Source organism: Myroides odoratimimus (assembly GCF_001485415.1).
GTDB lineage: Bacteria > Bacteroidota > Bacteroidia > Flavobacteriales > Flavobacteriaceae > Flavobacterium > Flavobacterium odoratimimum.
Window position 1 is genome coordinate 1 of sequence record NZ_BCMQ01000018.1, and the last position, 22329, is coordinate 22329.

Here is a 22329-nt window from a genome sequence, read left to right on the forward strand (position 1 = left end):
GTCGCCGCCTTTCTTTATAGAATCCCCAATCTCGTATGAGGTTGGGGATTTTTTGTTTATATGTATTTTATAATTGTGCTAATCCTTTAGATTTTCGAAGGGATCATCTGTATATATTTACTATTTGTTAATTTTAGTGTAGTGTTAGTTGTTAATATGTTCATAAAGATTAAATAATCTAGGAAAAGGGTGAAGACACTGTATTTTCTAGTGAAGAGTAATAAATGTGACATTTTATGCATTATATTTGCATTTAGAAAAATTGTAATAATTGCTACCAAAAGAAAATCGTATGAATAATGCGCTGAAAAGACAGTTAAAGCGTGATACACCTAGGGGTATCATATTTGTAATAGACTTGTTGATTGTCTTGTTTACCTATTTTATATCTAACCTTTTGTTAACTAATTTTTTTGGTAATTTCTCTATCGAATTAATGTTAAAGAGAATACCTGTATTATTAGTTTGTTATATTGTTAGTTTTTTGATATTTAAACCTTTTAAAGGTGTTATCAGACAGACAAGCATAAAGGATATCGAGACTATTTTTATTTCTTGCTTGTTTTCAGGAGCAGTCATGATGATTGTGAGTTTGCTACAAAGAAATGAGTTCTTAGGGAATAGTTTAGAGCCTTATTTAAGATATTCGTATTCATTTGTATTACTGCATTTATTCTTTACTTCAGCGATGCTTATTTTAGCTCGTTTGTTTTATAGTCAATTTTATCGTAGTTATGTATTAGATGTTAGAAATCATAAACGCGTGATTATCTATGGTGCTGGTGATTCTGGTATTATTACTGTTGGTGCACTGCAAGGAGATACAAAAGTTAGAACACATATAGTAGCTTTTGTGGATGACAATAATAGTAAATCTGGAAATAGACTAGGAGGTTACAGAATTTATAATCCTTCTATTCTTGATGAGACTTATGTTACTAGTAATCGTATAGATGAAATTATTATCTCAATTCAAAATATCACTAGAGAAAGATTAAATGATATATCAGAGGTATTAGAGAAACTTCCTGTAAAGATTAAAATAATTCCACCAGCAACAGATTGGTTAGATGGTTCATATACAAATAAGCAAATTAAAGAGTTAAAGATTGATGATTTACTTGGACGTAAAGCAATACAATTAGATAACCCTATTATTGGTAAAGAGATTGATGATAAAGTAGTATTGATTACTGGAGCAGCTGGGTCTATAGGTAGTGAAATAGCTAGACAAGTAGCTCGATTTAATTTTAAGAAACTTATATTAGTAGATCATGCTGAATCTCCTTTATATGATGTGCAACAGACTATGGTTTCTAATAAATGTAATGACATTATCTATGTTGTTGGGAATATTAGGGATACAAAGAAGATGGAATCTTTATTTGAACTTTATAGACCTAATTTAGTATATCACGCAGCGGCTTATAAGCATGTTCCTCTAATGGAATCATTCCCTTATGAAGCTATTCATACCAATGTAAAGGGGACTAAAGTGATTGCAGACTTATCAGTTCAATTTGGAGTATCAAAGTTTGTAATGGTTTCTACAGATAAAGCTGTTAATCCTACTAACGTTATGGGGGCAACTAAACGTGCAGCTGAACTATATGTATCTACATTAAAAGATAATGGTGTTACAAGCTTTATAGTTACTCGTTTTGGAAATGTTCTTGGTTCTAATGGATCTGTGATTCCATTGTTTAAGCGTCAAATAGATGCTGGAGGACCATTAACTGTAACACATCAAGATATTACACGTTTCTTTATGACGATTCCTGAAGCTTGTCAATTAGTATTAGAAGCTTCAATTATGGGGAATGGAGGAGAAATCTTTGTATTCGATATGGGGAAATCTATGAAGATATTTGACTTGGCTAAACGTATGATACGACTGAGTGGTTATAGTTATCCTGAAGATATTGATATTAAGATTACTGGTCTAAGACCAGGAGAGAAGATCTTCGAAGAGTTACTCGCTAATGATGAGAATACGGTGAAGACACATCATGAAAAGATAATGATTGCAAAAGTACGTAATCAAGATTTAGATGTGGTAAAAGCGAATCTAGAGATGATGTGTAACTATGTGTGTGAGAATGAGGGACAGGATGATGTAGAGTACTTAGTGAAACAATTAAAGATAATCGTTCCAGAATTTAAATCTCAGAATTCAAGATTTGAATGCTTAGATGAAGAAATAGAAAAATGTTCAGTTAGCTAACTGAACATTTTTTTTGTGTTATATGCTAAATCTGTAATCTCAGTAGGAAAATCATTTAATTCTAATATTTTGATTGCATTAGTTGTTTGTGGTTGACCTAGCTTTAATTTGTAGTCAAAATGTAACTCATTGTTGACAATACTTTCTTGTAAGTATTGACATTGATAACCTTCTTTTTCTAGTAGCTCAATGAGTTCGATATCATGTGTAGATACTATAACTATATCTTTCTCTTTATTTAGATATTTAAGTATAGCATACGCAGCGGAGATTCTTTCTTTTGTATTAGTTCCTTTTAGTATTTCGTCTAATACATATAATTGTGGATTTGTAGTATTTGATTGTATTATGAAGTGCTTTATTTGTTTTACTTCTTGTAGGTAATAACTAGTGTCATTATATAAGTCATCTGTTATTCGGATAGAACTGTTGATTTGGTAAAAGTTAGCTTTATATGATGTAGCGAATACATACCCTATTGTTTGAGCTAATATTGTATTTAAGGTCAATGCTCTTATGAATGTAGTTTTACCTGCCATATTAGAACCTGTTAGTAGCAGGCTTTTATTTTCTAAATGTATTGTATTACTTACACAATTTTCGATTAATGGATGGATTAGGTTTTCTATTTGTATTTCTTTGCTATTGTGGAATACAGGTTGACATAGTCGATTATTTGTTTGTAGAGAAGCTATTGAGATTGCTGTATCTATCTTTGCAATTGTTTCAAAAGAAGTTTTTAGCTCTTCTTTAGCATGTTGTGCTCTTAAAAGAAAAGATTCGAAGGTTATAACTTCGATATTAAGCATTATTTTTAGTAGTTCTATAGGGAACATTACTAATGTAGTTATCTCATCTTTAATAGCGCTGTCTGATGTGAAAAAATAGGTTAGTGTATTTAATTTGCGCAGTGTAGGTATAGCTTTTTTTGTTTCGGTAAAATTATATGCTGTAGATAACTTTTGCATCTTTAGTAACTGACTAGTTGAATTAAGAATATGTTTAAAGTTTTGTGTAGCACTTAGCTGATCATATTGCGCATATTTATTTTTATAATGTAAGACCAAGTTGACACTAAATACCGGAAGTAATACTAGTATCCAGATTAAACTATGTAAACTTAATAGTAAAGAACTAATTGTAATGATATTCAATACATAAGCTAGTTTTAGTTTGAAACGGTTTATTGTGATGTTATGGGTGAATAGAGTGTGATAGTAGTATATACTTCTATTCGTTAAGGTACTTAGTAGCATTTGTACTTTTAATCTTTCATCACTGTCAGTTCTGAAGAAATTAATTGTTTGATCAAGGTCTCTTACTTCTTCTGGTGACTTAATCGTGTGCAGTTTGTGATATAAGTATTGTTGTCCTATTAAGGAGTGTGTTCTGTCTAGATAAGTAAACGTATCGTCTAAATCAAGATCTTGATTAATAGTTTTGCTAATTGTTTGATACGATGTATTATGACCTAATGCGTGATGGTATGATGCTATTTTGTCAAAATTAAAATCAGTTAATCCTTTTGGATGTCCCCAGCTTTCTTTTAATTTTTGAAGTTGAGCATTCCTTTTGTTTCTATTTCTTTTTTTATCAAAAAGAATATATAGTATCAGTAATATAAATGCACCTAGAATCCAGTTCATAATTTTGGTTTAGTTAAGTAAATATAAACCAATTCTAGTAATGTGTATAAGAGAGGATTCTTCTTATAGGAAAATATAAAAAAAAAGAGACTACTAACAGCAGTCTCTTTATATGAATTGGATAAGAATATTACAAGCTAAATTTAGCTTTGATATCTTCTACTCTGTCTAATTTTTCCCAAGTGAATAATTCTACTTCTACTTCTTTAGTTTCTCCACCAGGTCTAGTGAATACTTTTTTTACTACTTGAGGTTTGCGTCCCATATGTCCATAAGCAGCAGTCTCGCTATAGATAGGGTTTCTTAGTTTAAGACTAGTTTCAATGAAGTATGGTCTTAGGTCAAATAACTCACTAACTTTTTTAGCGATTTCACCATCAGTTAGATTAACATTGCTTGTTCCGTAAGTATTGATGTATAAACCTGTTGGTTTAGCAACTCCAATAGCATAAGAAACTTGAACTAATACTTCATCAGCAACACCTGCTGCCACTAGGTTCTTAGCAATATGTCTTGTCGCATAAGCTGCACTACGGTCTACTTTACTAGGGTCTTTACCAGAGAAAGCACCTCCACCGTGAGCACCTTTACCACCATAAGTATCTACGATAATCTTACGACCTGTCAGTCCTGTATCTCCATGAGGACCTCCAATAACGAATACACCTGTTGGATTGATTAAGTACTCTATTTCTTCGTTATTTTCAAATAAATATTTGTATTGAGGATATTTATTTAAAAGACGAGTAATTAAGATCTCTTTGATGTCTTTCTCTATTCGTGCTTGCATTGCTTTCTCAGCAACTTCTTTAGCTTGAGCAGAGTTATCCGTTGGTTGAACGAAATCATCATGTTGAGTAGAAAGTACGATAGTAACAATTCTGATAGGAGTATTGTTATCATCATATTCTAATGTAACTTGACTTTTCGCATCTGGTCTTAAATAAGTAACTTCCGTATTTTCTCTACGGATAGCTGCTAATTCTTGTAGCAATTTATGAGAAAGGTCTAATGCTAGAGGCATATAGTCTTCAGTCTCTTTAGTTGCATAACCAAACATCATCCCTTGGTCACCAGCTCCTTGTTCTTCTGGACTCTTTCTGTCTACTCCTTGGTTGATGTCAGCAGACTGTTCGTGGATAGCAGATAAGATACCACATGAGTTAGCGTCAAACATATATTCACTCTTAGTGTAACCAATACGTTTGATTACCTCTCTAGCGATTTGTTGTACGTCTAAGTATGTTTTAGATTTAACTTCACCAGCTAAAACTACTTGTCCTGTTGTTACTAAAGTTTCACAAGCCACTTTAGAATCTTGATCGAACGCTAAAAAGTTATCGATTAAAGCATCAGAGATTTGATCAGCAATTTTATCTGGATGTCCTTCACTAACTGATTCAGATGTAAAGTAATAAGCCATAATAATTGTTTTTTTAAGATTTTAAAAATAGAGGAAATGGCTAAAGGGGAAGTATGAATTTCTGCTTTAGCATTTTTTACCGAGGTTGCAATCAGTACAAATTTTTCCTCCTGTTATTTATGGTGCAAATGTATTAACTATTTTGGTAATCAAACAAATATTTTTGTAATTTATATTTATGTTAACGATTGATGGTGTTTGTAAATAGATGAAATTTAAATGCTTATCGATAAGAACTGATTTGAAGACCTACTAATTTTATATCTCTGTATGGTTCATCTCTTTTTAACTCTTTTACATTGAAGAGTAAGATAAAGGTTGAGATATTAATTGTTAATTATTGTTTATGAATTATAGTATTAATAAAAATTACTTCAAAAAATAATAATACGTTATATTTTATTGATTGTTTTGTATTTTTGCTATCAGTTTACAACTTAAATAAACAACAATCGAATGAGACTACACAACATAGAAGACCAAAAATTAGTTACACCAAAATTAGCTTTAGATTTCTTAGTGGAAGGAAATAAGCGTTTTGTAGAAAACTTAAAAGCACATAGTAATCTGTTAGAACAAGTAAACTCTACTAAAGAAGGACAGTTTCCATTCGCTATTATATTGAGTTGTATTGACAGCCGTACTTCTGCTGAGTTAATCTTTGACCAAGGATTAGGTGATATCTTTAGTGCTCGTATTGCTGGTAATGTATTGAATGAAGATATTATTGGTTCTATGGAATTTGCATGTAAATTAGCAGGTAGTAAACTTATCATGGTTTTAGGACATTCACATTGTGGAGCTATTACTGGAGCTTGTAAAGGTGCAAAATTAGGGCATTTAACTAATTTATTAGCTAAAGTAGAACCTTCAATAGAGTATGTAAAAGAGAATAATAAAAACCTTGATATAGAATCGAAAGAAGCAGTTGATTTAGTTGCTTATCACAATGTAGATCATACTATTGACCATATCTTAAGTAAAAGTACTGTTCTGAGTGAAATGTATCAAGCAGGTGAGATAGGAATTGTAGGGGCTTTTTATAAAGTAGAAACAGGTGAAGTGAACATTGTAAAAGAAATGTTTGTAGAGAAAAAATAAGACTATGGCACATAGTGATTTTTATAAGAAAATTCTAGAACGCAATAAGCAATGGGTAGAGGAGAGGCTAACTGTAAATCCTAATTACTTCAAAAGACTTAGCGAAAAACAAACACCTCCTGTATTATGGATAGGGTGTTCTGATAGTAGAGTACCAGCTAACGAAATTATAGGAGCAGAACCAGGTGATGTTTTTGTACATCGTAATATTGCGAATATGGTAATACACTCTGACATGAATATGTTGAGTGTTCTAGATTACGCTGTTAATATTCTAAAGATTAAAGATATCATTGTTTGTGGTCACTATGGATGTGGTGGGGTACTAGCTGCAATGAAGAATGAGTCTTATGGTCTGATCGATAACTGGATTAGACATATCAAGACTGTCTATAGATTACACAATGTAGAGTTAGATCAGATAGATGATGAAGTAAAACGATTTAATCGTTTTGTAGAGCTAAATGTACAAGAGCAAGTGTATGATTTAGCAAAAACATCAATCGTACAAGAAGCTTGGTCTCGCAATCAAGAACTTGGAATACACGGATGGGTATACGGTCTTAACTCTGGTTATGTAACAGATTTAAATGTAAACTTGATGAGTAATCAAGATCTAGACGAAGTATACCAACTTCGATTTAGAAAGATATAGTTTATGTTCGTTACTGCTCTGTATTTTCATTAAATGAAGAGGGAAGTAATGATGGGATAAACTTTAATAAAATAGGTAATAATATACCTCCTCCAGGTAAAATAAAGATAGCAAGAGAAGGGATGGTTTTAATAACTTCTATAGTTTGTTTTTTGACCATCTTTTTTTCTTCTTTATTTAAATCTCTATGTGTAGAATCCACTAATAACTTCATTAGTTGGGTATTCTTTTGTAATTCATTTACTAGCCTAGTTTTGTTTCGCGTTAGTAAAAGCTCGATATAACTTGTAGAGTTTTTGATTACATTATCAAATAAGTTGCTTGATTTGTAATAATGGTAATCATATTTATTTTTAACCAATACTATCGAAAAGTAAAATATACTCTCTTCTATCATCGTCTGTGAATAAGGAATAGACAAGAATGGCTCTTCCTCGAAGTTAGGTAGTATAATTTCTTGTACATCGTTTTTCCATGAGTTACATACGATGTAGTCTATCATAAAGTTTGCCTCGAAGCTACTGATAGGAGTATTCGGTTTTATTGAATCAATAGCTGCGCTGTTATTAGTTTTGTCTAAAAAGTCTATTAGTTGTAGATCTTTTTTGCTTAACTCCTCTTTATTTCGTTTAACAGATAATGTTATTTCTTTTAATTGTTCTACCGTGTGTTGTATAAAGATAGTAGGATCTGTTTTTTCATTGATATAAGCCTCGAATGCTAGTATATCAATGAATAATAGAATCATATTTAGTACAAAATCATTGTTTTTTGACTGAGAAAAGAAGTGTTCTTTACATCTGATAGAAAAGATGTTTTCTAGTTTGTTATAAGGGTTCTTTTCTTCAAAGAATGAAGAGAATATATTGCTCTTATGAGGAATGAATACTTCGTAAAACTCTATGAGCTTATCGATGAAATTCTGTTGATTATCCCCATTGTTATATATATAATAAATCTTCTCTAAAAGCTGTAAGTAGCAGATCTTAGAAAGTTCTTCTTGTGTGTATTTAAAGTTTTTATAAATACTTGGTAATTCATCAATATCAATTATACCATAACTGAATCCTATTCTTCTAATCTGTGTTGAAATCTCATGACAATTCTGAGTAGAGAAGATTTGATAGTCTAGGTGTTCTGTAAAGTATTTTTTGATCCAGCCGTTAGTAGATGGGTTCATAGCTTGTATTGATTTAAAAAGAATAAAAGTGGTGATGGTTAGATCACCACTTTTTTATAATATTACCATTTTACTTGTTTTTCTATCGCTTTAATCATCTCTGAAGCAATATCTTTATTTGTAGCACCTTCTATTCCTTCTAATCCAGGAGAAGAGTTTACTTCTAGTAGAAGAGGGCCTTTAGCAGAGCGAATAATATCTACTCCAGCTACTTTTAGGTTCATAGCTTTAGCAGCTTTGATTGCTATCTTTTTCTCTTCTGGTGTTACTTTGATTACAGATGCTGTACCACCTAAGTGAATATTAGCTCTAAACTCACCAGGTAGGGCTTCGCGTTGTATAGCTGCTACAACTTTTCCGTCTACCACGAAGCAACGTATATCCTTACCATTCGCCTCTTTAATAAACTCTTGAACTAAGATGTTTGCATTAAGACTTTTGAATGCATTGATCACACTTTCTGCTGCTTTTTTAGTTTCTGCTAGTACCACACCTTTACCTTGTGTTCCTTCTAATAATTTGACAATAAGAGGACTTCCTCCCACCATCTTTATTAAATCATTAGTGTCTAAAGGCGAGTTAGCAAAACCTGTAGTAGGGATGTCTACACCATTATTTAATAATAATTGAAGTGAAAACAGTTTATCTCTAGACTGAGCTATCGCTGCAGCACTATTTAAACTATATACTTTAAGAGATTCGAAATGTCTAGTTAACGCACATCCGTAATAGGTCATACTTGGTCGTATACGAGGTATCACTGCGTCAAAATCATTTAGAACTCGCCCACCTCGATAGTGTATCTCTGGTTGGTTAGCATCTAGTTTCATATAACAGTATTTCAGATTTAAGAAGTGCATTTCGTGACCTCTTAATTCTCCTGCTTCTATAATTCTTTTATTGCTGTATAGTTCTGGGTTACTAGCTAATAATCCTATACGCAGACCTTTCTTCTCTGTTTTTGGTTTAGTATAGTATTCTTCTAGTTTTTCTGTTGTTGGTTGACCTAGTAAGAAGTGTTTTTCAGGATCTACTAACACACGTCCTCCCATAGCTTCTCTTCCTAGTAGCATTCTATATCCCATAGAATCTCTATTAGTCAAAGTCAGTTCTATCACCCAGTTTGTATCCGCAATGGATATTTCTGTTTGGATTACGTATCTAGATTCTCTAGAGCCACTAGAGCTCTTCACGATTCTTTTATCTATTACCTTAGATTCACAGTGGATAACAGTTTTTCCATTGTTTTGCAGAGGATTGACATCAAATTTGACCCACTTTTCTCCCTCTTTTTCAAAAGGAACAATGTTTATAGCATGTAACGCAGATGTCTTAGCACCCGAGTCAACACGCGCTTTAATAGCAGGGATATTTAAAGTAGAAAAAGAACACCATTCTTCACTACCAACAATAACTTTGTCTAACATATATTAATAATAATCTAATGCGAATGTAGTGTATTAAAGATAATGCTTTTACACGAGATAGAAAAAAAAGTAAAATTTAATGATTTTACAACATATTGATGCTGGTTTAGAGAGAATATGTGACAAAAAAGCTTGTTAAGTGTTTGATTGTTTATGTTTTATAATAAAATATGGATCGTAGTTAGAGTTGTAAGGTGCTAAGAGTGGAATAAAATAATCCAATCAAAAGGTAAAAGAGTAGGTGTGTTGTAGTGTAATAGCTTGGATTTAAGAAGATAAAATATAAGGACTTAGCTTGCACTTTCTTGAGGTTTGCTAGGGGTATCCTTGGGGTTTACTAGGCAAAAAGCGGGTTTTGTCGAAGGAATGTCCTAGAATACTCCTAGAAACCCTAAAGCAACTTAGAACAAAATAAAGAAAAGTAGAGTCTAGAAGGGAAGGGAAATAGGCGAAGTAAGGGAATAAAAAAAGAGAATATCCTTTAAGGATATCCTCTTTTTATTGACTTCTTCTTGAGAGAAGAATGTTTATTATTTTGCTATAATTGCTATTTCTAATGCATCTTTAGCTTCGTTAAGTTTCATCTCGATACTGTCACCTAACGTTATTTTTGAATTTACAATCTCCTCTGCTAGAGGATCTTCGATATACTTCTGAATCGCTCTTTTAAGAGGTCTTGCTCCATATTGTTTATCGAAACCTTTTTCGGCAATAAAGTCTTTTGCGTCTGGACTTAATGTTAATTCATAACCAAGGTCAGTAATTCTTCTAAACAATTTCTGAAGCTCTATGTCTATGATTAAGTCTATATGATTTCTTTCTAAAGCGTTAAATACAATGATATCATCTATTCTATTTAAAAACTCAGGTGCAAAGGCTTTTTTCAGCGCATTTTCTATCACAGATTTAGAATGTTGATCCGTTTGTTCCTGTCTAGCAGTGGTGCCAAAACCTACTCCTTGTCCAAAATCTTTTAACTGACGTGCTCCGATATTAGAAGTCATGATGATAATCGTGTTTCTAAAATCAACTTTTCGTCCTAAACTATCTGTTAGATGTCCATCGTCAAGTACTTGTAGAAGCATATTAAATACATCTGGATGTGCTTTTTCGATTTCATCAAAAAGAATCACGCTATAAGGTTTTCTTCTGATTTTCTCTGTTAACTGACCACCTTCTTCATAACCAACATATCCTGGAGGCGCTCCTACTAATCTAGAGATAGCGAACTTCTCCATGTATTCACTCATGTCGATACGGATAAGAGCATCTTCAGAGTCAAACATTTCTTTAGCGATTACTTTAGCTAATTGTGTCTTACCAACTCCTGTCTGTCCTAAGAAAATAAAGGAACCAATAGGTCTATTAGGGTCTTTTAATCCAGCTCTATTTCTTTGGATTGCTTTCGCTATTTTACTAACGGCTTCGTCTTGACCAATAACCTTACCTTTGATTAACTGAGGAAGATTAGCAAGTTTAGTGATTTCTTTTTCTGCAATTCTATTTACAGGAATGCCTGTCATCATTGAAACAACGTCAGCAACATTCTCTTCAGTAACCACTATTCTGTTTTCTTTTACTTCTTGTTCCCAGTTTTCTTGAGCTACAGCTAAGTCTTTTTCTAGTTGTTTTTCATCATCTCTTAAACGAGCAGCCTCTTCATACTTCTGTTTTTGTACCATTTCATTCTTTTGCTCCTTAGTATGTTCTAGTTTTTGTTCTAGTTCAAGGATATTATCTGGTACATTGATATTAGTGATATGAACACGAGAACCTACTTCATCCATAGCATCGATAGCTTTGTCTGGTAAGAAACGATCACTCATATATCTGTTCGTTAGCTTAACACATGCTTCGATAGCTTCATCAGTATAAGTAACATTATGGTGGCTTTCGTACTTGTCTTTAATATTGTTTAAGATCGTAATTGTTTCGTCTACAGTAGTAGGTTCTACGATTACTTTTTGGAAACGACGTTCTAAAGCTCCATCTTTCTCGATATGCTGTCTAAACTCATCTAATGTTGTAGCACCGATACATTGGATTTCACCTCGAGCTAATGCAGGTTTGAACATATTAGATGCGTCTAGTGAACCCGTAGCTCCACCAGCTCCTACGATAGTATGTATCTCATCAATGAACAAGATAATATCATCATTCTTCTCTAGTTCATTCATTACAGCCTTCATTCGCTCTTCAAACTGTCCTCTGTATTTAGTACCTGCTACAAGACTAGCTAAGTCAAGAGTTACGACTCTCTTGTTATATAAGATACGAGATACTTTCTTCTGAACAATGCGCAGAGCTAATCCTTCCGCTATAGCAGATTTACCTACACCAGGTTCACCGATTAGTAGAGGGTTGTTCTTCTTGCGTCTACTTAGAATTTGAGATACGCGTTCTATTTCTTTTTCACGCCCAACTACAGGATCTAGTTTGCCATTCTCAGCCATTTCGGTTAAATCTCTACCAAAATTATCTAATACTGGAGTTTTACTTCTTTTAGATGTTTTAGCTGTAACATTGTCATTGCTGTCAGTACTTTTACTGTCATCTTGACTTGCATCATCAAAAGTTTGTGCTTTTGGACTTTCGAATAAATCATCAGAAGAGTCTTTTTGAGCCTCGCTAGTATTTAAATACGCTTGTTTCACAGCTTCATAATCCACTTTCATCTTATTTAAGATTTGTGTAGTAGGGTCATCGCTATTTTTTAGAATACAAAGCAGCAAGTGAACAGTGTTTATCTCTGTACTTTTGAATAGTTTTACTTCTAAGTATGTAAGTCTTAATGCACGCTCAGCCTGTTTTGTAAGGTGCAATTGTAGTTTATTACTCAGCAGTTCTTTATTATGAGAAGCAGGGTTTAATGTTTCTATTTTATGACGTAGAAAATCAACATCTATGTCCAGGTTATTTAAAATATTAGACGCTTCACCTTGTTCCACTTTTAATAGTCCTAGTAATAGATGTTCAGTACCGATAGAGTCATGACTAAGCCTAATAGCTTCGTCTTTGCTATATGAAATAACATCTTTTACTTCTTGTGAGAAATTATCATCCATTTTTCAATTCAAATTAGGTGAATATTCATTTTAATCTTTAAAGATACAAAAAGTGTACCTATAGTATAAAGCTGACAATAGCTAATTGACAAAAAAAAACTTTAATAAAAAAGGAAGAATGTGTTTTTTTTAGAAAAAATCAATTTGCTAGATAATCAAATGAAATACTTGTATAAAAACGTGGAGAAAACCTATAAAAACTGTATATTAGCGCGTTTAATAATTTGACAATTTTTAATTTTATATACTTATGTCTGAAGGAGAAAAGTTAATTCCTATTAACATAGAAGAGCAAATGAAATCTGCTTATATCGACTACTCGATGTCAGTTATTGTTTCTAGAGCGCTTCCTGATGTTAGAGATGGCTTAAAACCTGTTCATCGAAGAGTATTATTTGGAATGTATGAATTAGGCATCATGTCTAATAGAGCACATAAAAAGTCTGCGAGAATTGTAGGAGAGGTTTTAGGTAAATATCACCCACATGGAGATAGTTCAGTGTACGACGCTATGGTACGTATGGCACAGGATTGGAGTATGCGTTATCTACTAGTGGACGGACAAGGTAACTTTGGATCTGTAGATGGAGATAGTCCTGCAGCGATGCGTTACACAGAGGCAAGAATGAAAAAGATATCTGAAGAGATTCTTGCTGATATTGACAAAGAGACTGTAGATTTTCAATTAAACTTCGATGATACTTTAGAAGAACCTAAAGTAATGCCGACTAGAATCCCTACGTTATTAGTGAATGGGGCATCGGGTATCGCGGTAGGTATGGCAACGAATATGGCACCTCATAACTTATCAGAGGTTATAGATGGTACATTAGCTTATATCGATAATAATGATATTGAAATCGATGAATTAATCAATTATATTAAAGCTCCTGATTTCCCTACTGGTGGTATTATCTATGGATATGAAGGAGTACGCGAAGCTTTTAAAACTGGTCGTGGACGTGTAGTAATGCGTGCTAAAGCTAATTTTGAAGAAGTAGATGGTAGAGAGTCTATCGTAGTGACTGAGATTCCTTTCCAAGTTAATAAAGCAGAAATGATTAAGAAAACTGCTGAAGCTATTAACGAGAAAAAGATCGAAGGTATTGCTACTATTCGCGATGAATCTGATAGAAAAGGAATGCGTATTGTATACGTATTAAAGCGTGACGCAGTTCCAAATATTGTTTTAAATACACTTTATAAATATACTCAATTGCAGTCTTCTTTTAGTGTGAATAATATCGCATTAGTAAACGGAAGACCTCAATTATTAGATTTAAAAGAGTTAATCTCTCATTTCGTTGATCACCGTTTAGATGTAGTGACTCGTAGAACTCAGTTTGAGTTAAGAAAAGCAGAAGAAAGAGCGCATATTTTAGAAGGATTAATTATTGCATCTGATAATATCGATGAAGTAATTGCTCTTATTCGTTCTTCTAGTAATGCTGATGAGGCTAGAGCTAAATTAATAGAGCGCTTTAACTTATCAGAGATTCAAGCTCGTGCAATTGTAGAAATGCGTTTACGTCAGTTAACTGGACTAGAGCAGGATAAACTACGTGCTGAGTATGAAGAGATCATGAAGTTAATTAATCATTTAAGAGAGTTATTAGCTAGCGTAGAGCTAAGAATGAACTTGATTAAAGAGGAATTAACTGAGATAAAAGAAAAATATGGTGATGAGCGTCGTTCTGTTATAGAATATGCAGGAGGAGATGTTAGTATCACTGATTTAATTGCTGATGAGCAAGTAGTAATTACTATTTCTCATGCAGGATATATTAAACGTACTCCACTGACTGAGTACAAAACTCAGAATAGAGGAGGAGTAGGACAGAAGTCTGCTGGTACAAGAGATCAAGATTTCTTAGAGCATATGTATGTGGCTACTAATCACCAGTACATGTTGTTCTTCACTCAAAAAGGTAAGTGTTTCTGGATGAGAGTTTATGAAATTCCAGAAGGTACTAAGACTAGTAAAGGACGTGCTATTCAGAACTTGATCAATATCGAGAATGATGATAAAGTGAAAGCGTTTATCTGTACTCAAGATCTTAAAGATGAAGAGTACATCAATGAGCACTTCGTTATCATGGCTACAAAACAAGGTCAGGTGAAGAAAACTCCATTAGAGCAATATTCTAGACCTCGTCAAAATGGTATTAATGCGATTACGATTAAAGAGGATGACGAATTACTAGAAGCAAAATTAACTGACGGTAAGAGTAAGGTGTTATTAGCACTTCGTTCTGGTAAGTTAGTTCGTTTTGATGAAGAGAAAACTCGTCCTATGGGTAGAACTGCTTCAGGAGTTAGAGGTATTACATTAGCAGATGACAAAGATGAAGTAATCGGTATGGTGTCTGTAAGTGATTTAAATAGTGAGATTCTTGTAGTATCAGAGAATGGTTATGGTAAGCGTTCTTCTTTAGATGAATACCGTGAGACTAACCGTGGAGGTAAAGGAGTTAAGACAATGAACATTACTGATAAGACAGGGTTGTTAGTGTCTATTAATTCTGTTACTGATGCAGATGACTTAATGATTATTAACAAATCAGGTTTAACTATTCGTATGAAGGTTTCTGATCTTCGCGTAATGGGACGTGCAACTCAAGGAGTTCGTTTAATTAATATTAAAGGAAACGACTCTATCGCAGCTGTATGTAAAGTTATGGCAGAGGATGATGAAGATATCTTAGAAGGAGATGTTGATACAATCATTGATATTGATGATCAAGGGAGTGATAATTTAGAATAAAACACATACCAATATATTATGAATAAAAGATATGTTTACTTATTGTCAGCTTTAATGTTATCAGGGTTGACAATGGCTCAAAAGAAAGAGCTTAAAGACGCTGAGAAAGCTGTAAAAAAAGGAAATGTAACTGAAGCAACTGCTGCGTTAAAAGCAGTTGAGGCAGTATTAGGAAATGCTTCTAACGCTGAGAAAGCACAATATTATGCTCTACAAGGAACATTAGCGTATTCTCAAATTCAAAAAGATGTAGATGTAGATAATAACGTTGATGCTATTATTGCTTCTTACAAAAAATTGAATGAGTTTGAAACAAATAAAGGAAGTAAAATCGTTAAACAAGCTGATGAAGAGATAGCAAGCGTTGCAACTAAAGTTGTAGGACAAGCTATCGAAGATAATGGCTCTGCTAATTATAAAGGAGCTACTAGACGTTTTACTCAAGCTTATCAGTTAAGCCCTAAAGACACAGTGTATTTATACTATGCTGCTTCTACGGCTATTAACTCTAAAGATTATGCTACTGCTGTAGAGAACTATAAGCAATTAGTTGATTTAGGATATAATGGAAGTGAGTCTTACTATACAGCTATAGAGAAAGCCTCTGGTCAAGTACAAAGTTTTGGAAAAGACTCTAAAATGCGTGACTTGATGGTAAAACAAGGTACTCATACTGATCCTAAGTTTGTAAAAGAGGATTCTAAAAGACCAGAAATTCTTAAAAACTTAGTGTTAATCTATAGCCAAGAAGGTAAAACAGAAGAGGCTGAGAAAGCTATTGTTGCAGCTAGAGAAGCTAACCCAGACGATATCAACTTATTATTAACTCATATGGATCTTTATTTAAAGTCTAATAATATGGGTAAATATGAGGAGTTAGCAAAACAAGCTTTAGCTAAAAACCCTAATGATGATGTATTATTATACAACTTAGGAGTTACTAGTTTTGATGCTGGACGTTTTGAAGATGCCCGTAAATATTATGAAGAAGCTATCCGTATCAACCCTAAGTCTGAGAATGCTTATTTAAACATGGCTTTCCTTAAGTTACAACCAGACCAAGAGTTGACTAATAAAATGAATAGCTTAGGTATGTCTGCTGCTGATAATAAGAAATATGAGCAGTACCAAAAAGAAAAACATGCTATTTATAAAGATGCGATGAATGACTTAGAGAAAGTTATTTCTATCAATCCTGGTAATGAAGCAGCTATTAGTACTTTAAAAAATATTTATCGTGCATTAGAAATGACAGATAAATTAAAAGCATTAGAAGCTAAAACAAACAAGTAATAATAGGATTCTATTATAATATAAAAAGGTGGATTTATTAAATCCACCTTTTGTTTTTTTAGAGTATTTCAGTTTATTATTAAACAAAAAAAGAGAAACTAATGTTTCTCTTTTTTTGTACTTATATATTTCTAATTTGGGTTAGTTTATCTTCCCAGATTTTTAAATCATCTCTTTGTTTTTCGATGCTCTTTTTAACTTCTTTTACAAAAGGATTGTCATCAGTAGCATTGTGAATATAGGCTAGATTGTTTTCTAATTGAATGATAGAAGAGTTTATTTCTTCTATTTTTCTTTGAATAAATAGAGCTTCATTCTGTAGCTTTCGCTTGTCATTTGTCTCTAATATAGATTCTAATCTATTATTAAATTTAACAGCTTCAGTTTCTCTTTTACTTAAACTTAGTTTATCAAATAGTACATCTAGAATCTTGTTGAACTTACCTTCTATAAAACGTTTATTAGCAGGTACAGAACCAATAGATTTCCAGTTATTGATATGATTCTTAATCTCTCCTAAATCTGTCTTGTGATCACCAGATAGTTGGAATCCTTTTAATAGATCTAAGTATTCTTTCTTTCTATTATAAGCATCTAATTCTACAGCTGATTCTTTATTTTTAATAGCATGGTATCTATCAAAGTAAGAGTTACAAGCTTCTTTAAAGTCAGCCCATAGTTGATCAGAGTATTTGCGAGGTACATGGCCTATTAGTTTCCAGTCATCCTGTATCTTTTTCATAATCGGAGTAACCTTTGCAAAATCTTCACTGTCCTTTAATTCTTGAGCTCTTTTTATCAATGCTAGTTTTTTAGCATAGTTGTCTTGTTGCTCTTTTTTAAGTTCTTTGTAATAAGCATTTTTATTACTATTAAAGTTTCTTGTAGCTAGTTTAAATAAATCCCAAACTTGCTCATTATTATCTAATGGCACTTTACCTATAGAGAAGAAGCGTTGTCTTAATTCTTCTACTTTAGCTATTTCTTTCTGCCATTGGTTATGGTTAGTTATCTTTTGTTTAGAAAGAATGTCTATTTCGCTTATTATAGCCACTTTTAAGGCAAGATTTTCTCTTTCGACACTTCTCAGTTGTTCGAATAATATTTCTCGCTTATCATGCAGTTGTTTTGTGATTTCGCTGAACTGATCCCAGATTTGTTCTCTTATATCTCGATCTACAGGGCCAATCTCTTCTTTCCAGATTCTGTGTAGGGTCTGTAGCTCTCTAAATGACTTAATAATGTCATCATTCTCTAATAGCTCTTCTGCTCTTGCGATTAGCTTTTGTTTCTGTTCTAAGTTATATTTAAAGTCAAGATCTCTTGATTCTCTATCTAGGTGTAACTGATCGTAGAATCTCTCTACATGGAAGTGGTAGTTATTCCATACGTGATTGTATTTGTCCTTTGGGATAGGTCCCGCAGTCTTCCATTCTTCTCTAAGTTCTCCTAATTGTTTTAATGCATCACCGTTATGCTCGTTTTCTATTAATTGTTTTAATTTTTCTATAATAGATAAACGTTTTTCTAGATTTACATTAAGATTATTCTGAAGTTGTTTAAAGTATGCATTTTTAGCTACTCTATACTCATCATAGTATTTGTCAAAATCAGTTTTAATAGGAAGGATGTATTGAAAATCTGACTCATTCGCATCAGGATTCTCATCAAAGAAAGCTTCTTTCTTCTCGTCCACAAGATCATTATACTTAGTATAGAATTCTTTTTTGATGTCTTCTACGTGATCTTTAATAGCTGTTACCTTGTAATTCTTGATTAGCTTATGAAGTTCCTTAGTTAGCTTCTCTAAGTCTAGTTTTTCATAGTTAACAGTAGGGATATTGCTTTCTTCATAAGAAGCTAAATCTTCACCTTCTTCAGCATTTGAAGCTGTAATAGAATCAAGAGCTTTTTCTTTATCAGTTGGGACAACCGCATTTGAATTTGATTCCGGTTTTTGTCCATCTGCTAGCTCATGCAGGTTATCATTCTTTTGTTCTAACATGTTTGAAAAAGTATTTATTTAAACAATATGTAGTAAAGCACAATAAATAAACGTGCTCTCTCAAATTTAGGAAAAAATATTGAATAAATCGCAATTTTCTTTTGCTAGAACTATTTATATCAATTATTTAGTATTAATCTCCACTGAATGGCTTATTCCAAATCTTATATGCTTTTTCTGCTTGAAGTACTAGCATTTCATAGCCGTTCTTTACTTTTGCACCATACACTTTTGCTTCTTTCATTAAGGTTGTTTCTTCAGGATTATAGATAAGATCGTATACTATATGTCTCTTTGATAGCAAGTGTACAGGGACTTCAGGCATCTGATCAATATTAGGAAAAGTCCCAACAGGTGTAGTATTGATTATAATGGTATAATGATTCATTACTTCTGCAGTCAGTTCGCTATAAGTTAGATTATATTCTTCTTTTGTTCTGCTTACGAAAGTGTATTTTATGCCTAATTTCTTAAGAGCATATTCTATTGCCTTGCTAGCTCCTCCAGTACCAAGTATTAAGGCGCGCTTATGATGAAATTTAAGCATTGGTTTTAGAGAATGGTAAAATCCATACCAATCCGTATTATAACCTTTTAATTGGCCTTTTTTATTAATTTGAATCGTGTTAACTGCTCCTATAGCTATCGCTTTTTTAGAAAGTGAGTCTAGATATGGGATAATAGATTGTTTATAAGGAATAGTTACATTTAACCCTTTAATATCCTTGTGGTCTTCTAGTATTTTAGAAAACTCATTTATGTTTTGTAAATCAAAGTTTACATAGATACTTTTTCTATCTTTTAATTTCTCAAACTTTTCTGCAAAGTAGGTACGTGAGAAAGAATAATCTATGTTTTTACCTATTAATCCGTAGCGTTTAGTCATATTGAGTTCTTATAAAAAAAGCTATTCAGAAGAATAGCTTTATTGTTTATTGTGATTTTTGATAATACTTTGTACTATAGGATTCTCCCATTGATTAGGGAAGTATGTCTCTATAATTGTTCTCTTTTCAAAGTTCTTGTTTAGACCATTAGTTAGACATTCTGTACCTTTATCTATATCATGTAGGGTAAAGTGTATAACAGCTAGTCTATAATCTATCTCAGCATCATTAGGATGGAAGTTAGCTATTTGTAAAAGCTTCTGTATAGCAGTGTCAAAATCTCCTAGAAGATATAATACATCTGCCCAACCAGTCCAATGCTCTACAATATCAGTTCCAAGCTCTGCAGCTACCTTATAACCTCGTTCAGCTTCTTCAAAGTTAAACAATGTTTTATTTAGAATAGCATGTCTTATCCAGTATTTTTCATTGAATTCATCAATTTGTAATGCTTTTTGTAGATAGAATAATGCTTTTTCGTAATTAGTTTCTATGATACATAAATCAGTCAATGCTATCCAACCTTTGTCTAGCATAGGATCTTCATGTACCGCTCTTTTGTAATACTGATAAGCTTGCGGGAAGTTATTAAGACTCTCATGACAACTACCTATACGCATAAGTACATAAGAATTAGGATCGTCTAATTCTAGTGTAGTCATGTAGTTTTCAATAGCTTCTTTATACTTATTTAGCTTTTCTTGCGTTTTTCCCTTTTCGATATAAGCTCCGATAAACTCTTCATCTATCAGGGTAGCATAATCAAAAGCCCACTCTGCCTTCTCATAATTCTTAACAGTGAAGTATTGTCTTCCTAATTGGTGCCAAGCAATCTCACTATATGGATTCTTATCAATAAATTTAGTTAAGTACGATATAGCTTCCTCATTCTCACTAAGGAAGTCAAAACAGTATATAACATTATATAAAGCAGACTGATCCTCTTCATCATGTTCTAGACATAGGATAAAGTTATCTTTTGCTTGATCTATTTTATCTAATAATAGATATTCCATTCCTAATAAAGAGTAGACATCTGCTAGATCCTCTGTCAGAGTCAATGCTTTTTGTAGAGATACAATAGCCTCTTCATGTCTTCCTTTTTTAGAGTATACAGTAGCGCGTTGAATGAAAACTTCTTCATTCTCCGGATCGATACTCTCTATTTCGTTTAATAAGCGGTCAGCAGCTTCTAATTTGTTTTGGAATACTAATAATTCTACTTCTACCAGTTTTAACCCAATAGAGTTAGGATGTTGTTCTAGTCCCAGTTTTAGTGCTTTTTTCGCTAGGTTTAGCTTTCCAGAATCGAGATAGTGTAGAATGATATTCTCAAACTCTTCTGAATCAAAAAACAAAACCTTATTGGTCTTTAACATAGACTCAAAACGAGATAGAGATAATTTGTATTCTTCTTCTTCGTTATCTAAATGCATATTTGTATTTAAGTTGATTATTTAGAATATTATAATCCTAATTCTTTTTGTACTTCATTTAGCGCTTCAATGATGATAGCACATCCTTCTTTTATTTCTGTTTCTGATACTGTAAGGGGAGGAGTGATTCTTATCGCTTTTCCTTCAAATAGTAACCAGAATAATATTAATCCTTTGTCTTGACACTTCATGATCACTCTATTGGTGATATCAGCACTAGGTGTCATAGGAGCGATCATTAAACCACGACCTCTGATTTCTTCAATAAGAGGGTGAACTAATAGCTCTCTAAACAACTTTTCTTTTTCTAGTGTCTGAGCCATAAGGTCAGTTTCTACTAATTCTCTTAAAGTAGCTAAACTCGCTGCTGCGATAACAGGGTGCCCACCAAAAGTAGTGATATGACCAAATCTAGGGTTGTCATATAACAGATTCATGTGTTCGTCACTAGCAGTGAATGCACCTACAGGCATCCCACTAGCCATACCTTTTCCCATAACGATTACGTCAGGAACTACATCATAGTTTTGGAACCCAAACAGTTTACCTGTTCTACCGAAACCTGGTTGGATTTCATCTACGATCATTAACGCACCTACTTCAGTACATCTTTCACGTACTTTAGTTAAGAATCCGTCAAAAGGCTCTACAAATCCAGCACCTCCTTGTATAGTCTCTAAGATGATACCAGCTGTTTTAGTTGTTATCTTTTGTAAGTCTTCTACACAGTTAAAGTGAATGAAGTCTACATCTGGAAGTAATGGTCTAAAAGCACGCTTTCTTTCCTCAAATCCCATAACACTCATAGATCCCATAGTGTTACCATGATAAGCGTTAAAGCAAGAGATTAGTTGACTTCTTCCCGTTACTCTTTTTGCTAATTTTAAAGCACCTTCAGTAGCTTCCGTACCTGAGTTTACTAAATAGGTTTTATTTAGCGGAGCAGGGATATTCTCTGCTAGCAGTTTACAGAATTCTACAGATGGGTCTTGGATATATTCACCATATACCATTACATGCGAATACTTATCTAATTGATCCTTAATCGCGTTATTTACTCTTTCGTGTTGATGTCCTAATGTACATGCAGATACACCTGCTACGAAGTCTAAATACGCTTTGTTATTCTTGTCATATATATAAGATCCTTTAGCATGAGAAATCTCCATTGCTAGAGGATTAGGTGAAGTCTGTGCTTGGTATTTATAAAAATCTTCTTTCAT

General features: G+C 32.9%; 14 protein-coding genes. 5 read left to right on the top strand and 9 right to left on the bottom strand.

The window, feature by feature from the left end; translation table 11 throughout:
• The first annotated feature begins 292 nt into the window (after positions 1–292).
• Complete coding sequence (locus tag MODO_RS13800; protein WP_006260845.1) at positions 293–2224, top strand: polysaccharide biosynthesis protein; 1932 nt, start codon at positions 293–295, stop codon at positions 2222–2224.
• Here the strand turns inward: MODO_RS13800 and MODO_RS13805 are convergent.
• Together MODO_RS13805 and metK are read right to left on the bottom strand one after the other, a co-directional pair.
• On the bottom strand, positions 2221–3870 hold the full coding sequence (locus tag MODO_RS13805; protein WP_006259456.1) for a MutS-related protein: 1650 nt from the start codon (positions 3868–3870) through the stop codon (positions 2221–2223). The genes MODO_RS13800 and MODO_RS13805 overlap by 4 nt on opposite strands.
• A gap of 130 nt (positions 3871–4000) precedes the next feature.
• Positions 4001–5293: a methionine adenosyltransferase gene (gene metK, locus MODO_RS13810; RefSeq protein WP_006259455.1), complete on the bottom strand. Its 1293-nt coding sequence runs from the start codon at positions 5291–5293 to the stop codon at positions 4001–4003.
• 456 nt (positions 5294–5749) lie between these two features.
• Between metK and MODO_RS13815 the strand changes: the two genes are divergently transcribed.
• Both MODO_RS13815 and MODO_RS13820 read left to right on the top strand, forming a co-directional pair.
• Positions 5750–6394, top strand: a complete 645-nt coding sequence (locus tag MODO_RS13815; RefSeq protein ID WP_006259454.1) for a carbonic anhydrase family protein — start codon at positions 5750–5752, stop codon at positions 6392–6394.
• 4 nt (positions 6395–6398) lie between these two features.
• Complete coding sequence (locus MODO_RS13820; RefSeq protein ID WP_006259453.1) at positions 6399–7049, top strand: carbonic anhydrase; 651 nt, start codon at positions 6399–6401, stop codon at positions 7047–7049.
• Positions 7050–7059: 10 nt separating this feature from the next.
• Here the strand turns inward: MODO_RS13820 and MODO_RS13825 are convergent, their stop codons facing one another.
• The 3 genes from MODO_RS13825 to MODO_RS13835 all read right to left on the bottom strand — a co-directional run bounded on the left by MODO_RS13825 (position 7060) and on the right by MODO_RS13835 (position 12721).
• On the bottom strand, positions 7060–8229 hold the full coding sequence (locus MODO_RS13825; protein ID WP_006259452.1) for an LETM1-related biofilm-associated protein: 1170 nt from the start codon (positions 8227–8229) through the stop codon (positions 7060–7062).
• Between the two features lie 62 nt (positions 8230–8291).
• Positions 8292–9656, bottom strand: coding sequence for a 30S ribosomal protein S6--L-glutamate ligase (rimK, locus tag MODO_RS13830; protein ID WP_006259451.1), 1365 nt, complete (start codon positions 9654–9656; stop codon positions 8292–8294).
• Positions 9657–10186: 530 nt separating this feature from the next.
• On the bottom strand, positions 10187–12721 hold the full coding sequence (locus MODO_RS13835; RefSeq protein ID WP_006260846.1) for an ATP-dependent Clp protease ATP-binding subunit: 2535 nt from the start codon (positions 12719–12721) through the stop codon (positions 10187–10189).
• A gap of 250 nt (positions 12722–12971) precedes the next feature.
• Here MODO_RS13835 and gyrA point away from each other — a divergent pair, with 250 nt between their 5' ends.
• Together gyrA and MODO_RS13845 are read left to right on the top strand one after the other, a co-directional pair.
• Entirely contained in the window at positions 12972–15485 is a 2514-nt protein-coding gene (gene gyrA / locus MODO_RS13840; RefSeq protein ID WP_006259449.1) for a DNA gyrase subunit A, read from the top strand.
• Between the two features lie 18 nt (positions 15486–15503).
• A complete protein-coding gene (locus MODO_RS13845) occupies positions 15504–16778 on the top strand; it encodes a tetratricopeptide repeat protein (protein ID WP_006259448.1) in 1275 nt (424 codons plus the stop codon).
• Positions 16779–16899: 121 nt separating this feature from the next.
• Here the strand turns inward: MODO_RS13845 and MODO_RS13850 are convergent, their stop codons facing one another.
• The 4 genes from MODO_RS13850 to MODO_RS13865 all read right to left on the bottom strand — a co-directional run bounded on the left by MODO_RS13850 (position 16900) and on the right by MODO_RS13865 (position 22329).
• Positions 16900–18783, bottom strand: a complete 1884-nt coding sequence (locus tag MODO_RS13850; protein ID WP_006259447.1) for a DUF349 domain-containing protein — start codon at positions 18781–18783, stop codon at positions 16900–16902.
• Positions 18784–18916: 133 nt separating this feature from the next.
• On the bottom strand, positions 18917–19669 hold the full coding sequence (locus tag MODO_RS13855) for a shikimate dehydrogenase family protein (RefSeq protein ID WP_006259446.1): 753 nt from the start codon (positions 19667–19669) through the stop codon (positions 18917–18919).
• Positions 19670–19708: 39 nt separating this feature from the next.
• Positions 19709–21106, bottom strand: coding sequence for a tetratricopeptide repeat protein (locus MODO_RS13860; protein ID WP_006259445.1), 1398 nt, complete (start codon positions 21104–21106; stop codon positions 19709–19711).
• Between the two features lie 29 nt (positions 21107–21135).
• Positions 21136–22329 carry an aspartate aminotransferase family protein gene (locus tag MODO_RS13865; protein WP_006259444.1) on the bottom strand — a complete coding sequence of 398 codons (1194 nt, stop codon included), beginning with the start codon at positions 22327–22329 and terminating at the stop codon, positions 21136–21138.

What these genes read in the sequence shown, in the direction of transcription:
- MODO_RS13800 (WP_006260845.1), top strand. Translation starts at nt 293, where the DNA reads ATGAATAATGCGCTGAAAAGACAGTTAAAGCGTGATACACCTAGGGGT.
- MODO_RS13805 (WP_006259456.1), bottom strand. Translation starts at nt 3,870, where the DNA reads ATGAACTGGATTCTAGGTGCATTTATATTACTGATACTATATATTCTT.
- metK (WP_006259455.1), bottom strand. Translation starts at nt 5,293, where the DNA reads ATGGCTTATTACTTTACATCTGAATCAGTTAGTGAAGGACATCCAGAT.
- MODO_RS13815 (WP_006259454.1), top strand. Translation starts at nt 5,750, where the DNA reads ATGAGACTACACAACATAGAAGACCAAAAATTAGTTACACCAAAATTA.
- MODO_RS13820 (WP_006259453.1), top strand. Translation starts at nt 6,399, where the DNA reads ATGGCACATAGTGATTTTTATAAGAAAATTCTAGAACGCAATAAGCAA.
- MODO_RS13825 (WP_006259452.1), bottom strand. Translation starts at nt 8,229, where the DNA reads ATGAACCCATCTACTAACGGCTGGATCAAAAAATACTTTACAGAACAC.
- rimK (WP_006259451.1), bottom strand. Translation starts at nt 9,656, where the DNA reads ATGTTAGACAAAGTTATTGTTGGTAGTGAAGAATGGTGTTCTTTTTCT.
- MODO_RS13835 (WP_006260846.1), bottom strand. Translation starts at nt 12,721, where the DNA reads ATGGATGATAATTTCTCACAAGAAGTAAAAGATGTTATTTCATATAGC.
- gyrA (WP_006259449.1), top strand. Translation starts at nt 12,972, where the DNA reads ATGTCTGAAGGAGAAAAGTTAATTCCTATTAACATAGAAGAGCAAATG.
- MODO_RS13845 (WP_006259448.1), top strand. Translation starts at nt 15,504, where the DNA reads ATGAATAAAAGATATGTTTACTTATTGTCAGCTTTAATGTTATCAGGG.
- MODO_RS13850 (WP_006259447.1), bottom strand. Translation starts at nt 18,783, where the DNA reads ATGTTAGAACAAAAGAATGATAACCTGCATGAGCTAGCAGATGGACAA.
- MODO_RS13855 (WP_006259446.1), bottom strand. Translation starts at nt 19,669, where the DNA reads ATGACTAAACGCTACGGATTAATAGGTAAAAACATAGATTATTCTTTC.
- MODO_RS13860 (WP_006259445.1), bottom strand. Translation starts at nt 21,106, where the DNA reads ATGCATTTAGATAACGAAGAAGAAGAATACAAATTATCTCTATCTCGT.
- MODO_RS13865 (WP_006259444.1), bottom strand. Translation starts at nt 22,329, where the DNA reads ATGAAAGAAGATTTTTATAAATACCAAGCACAGACTTCACCTAATCCT.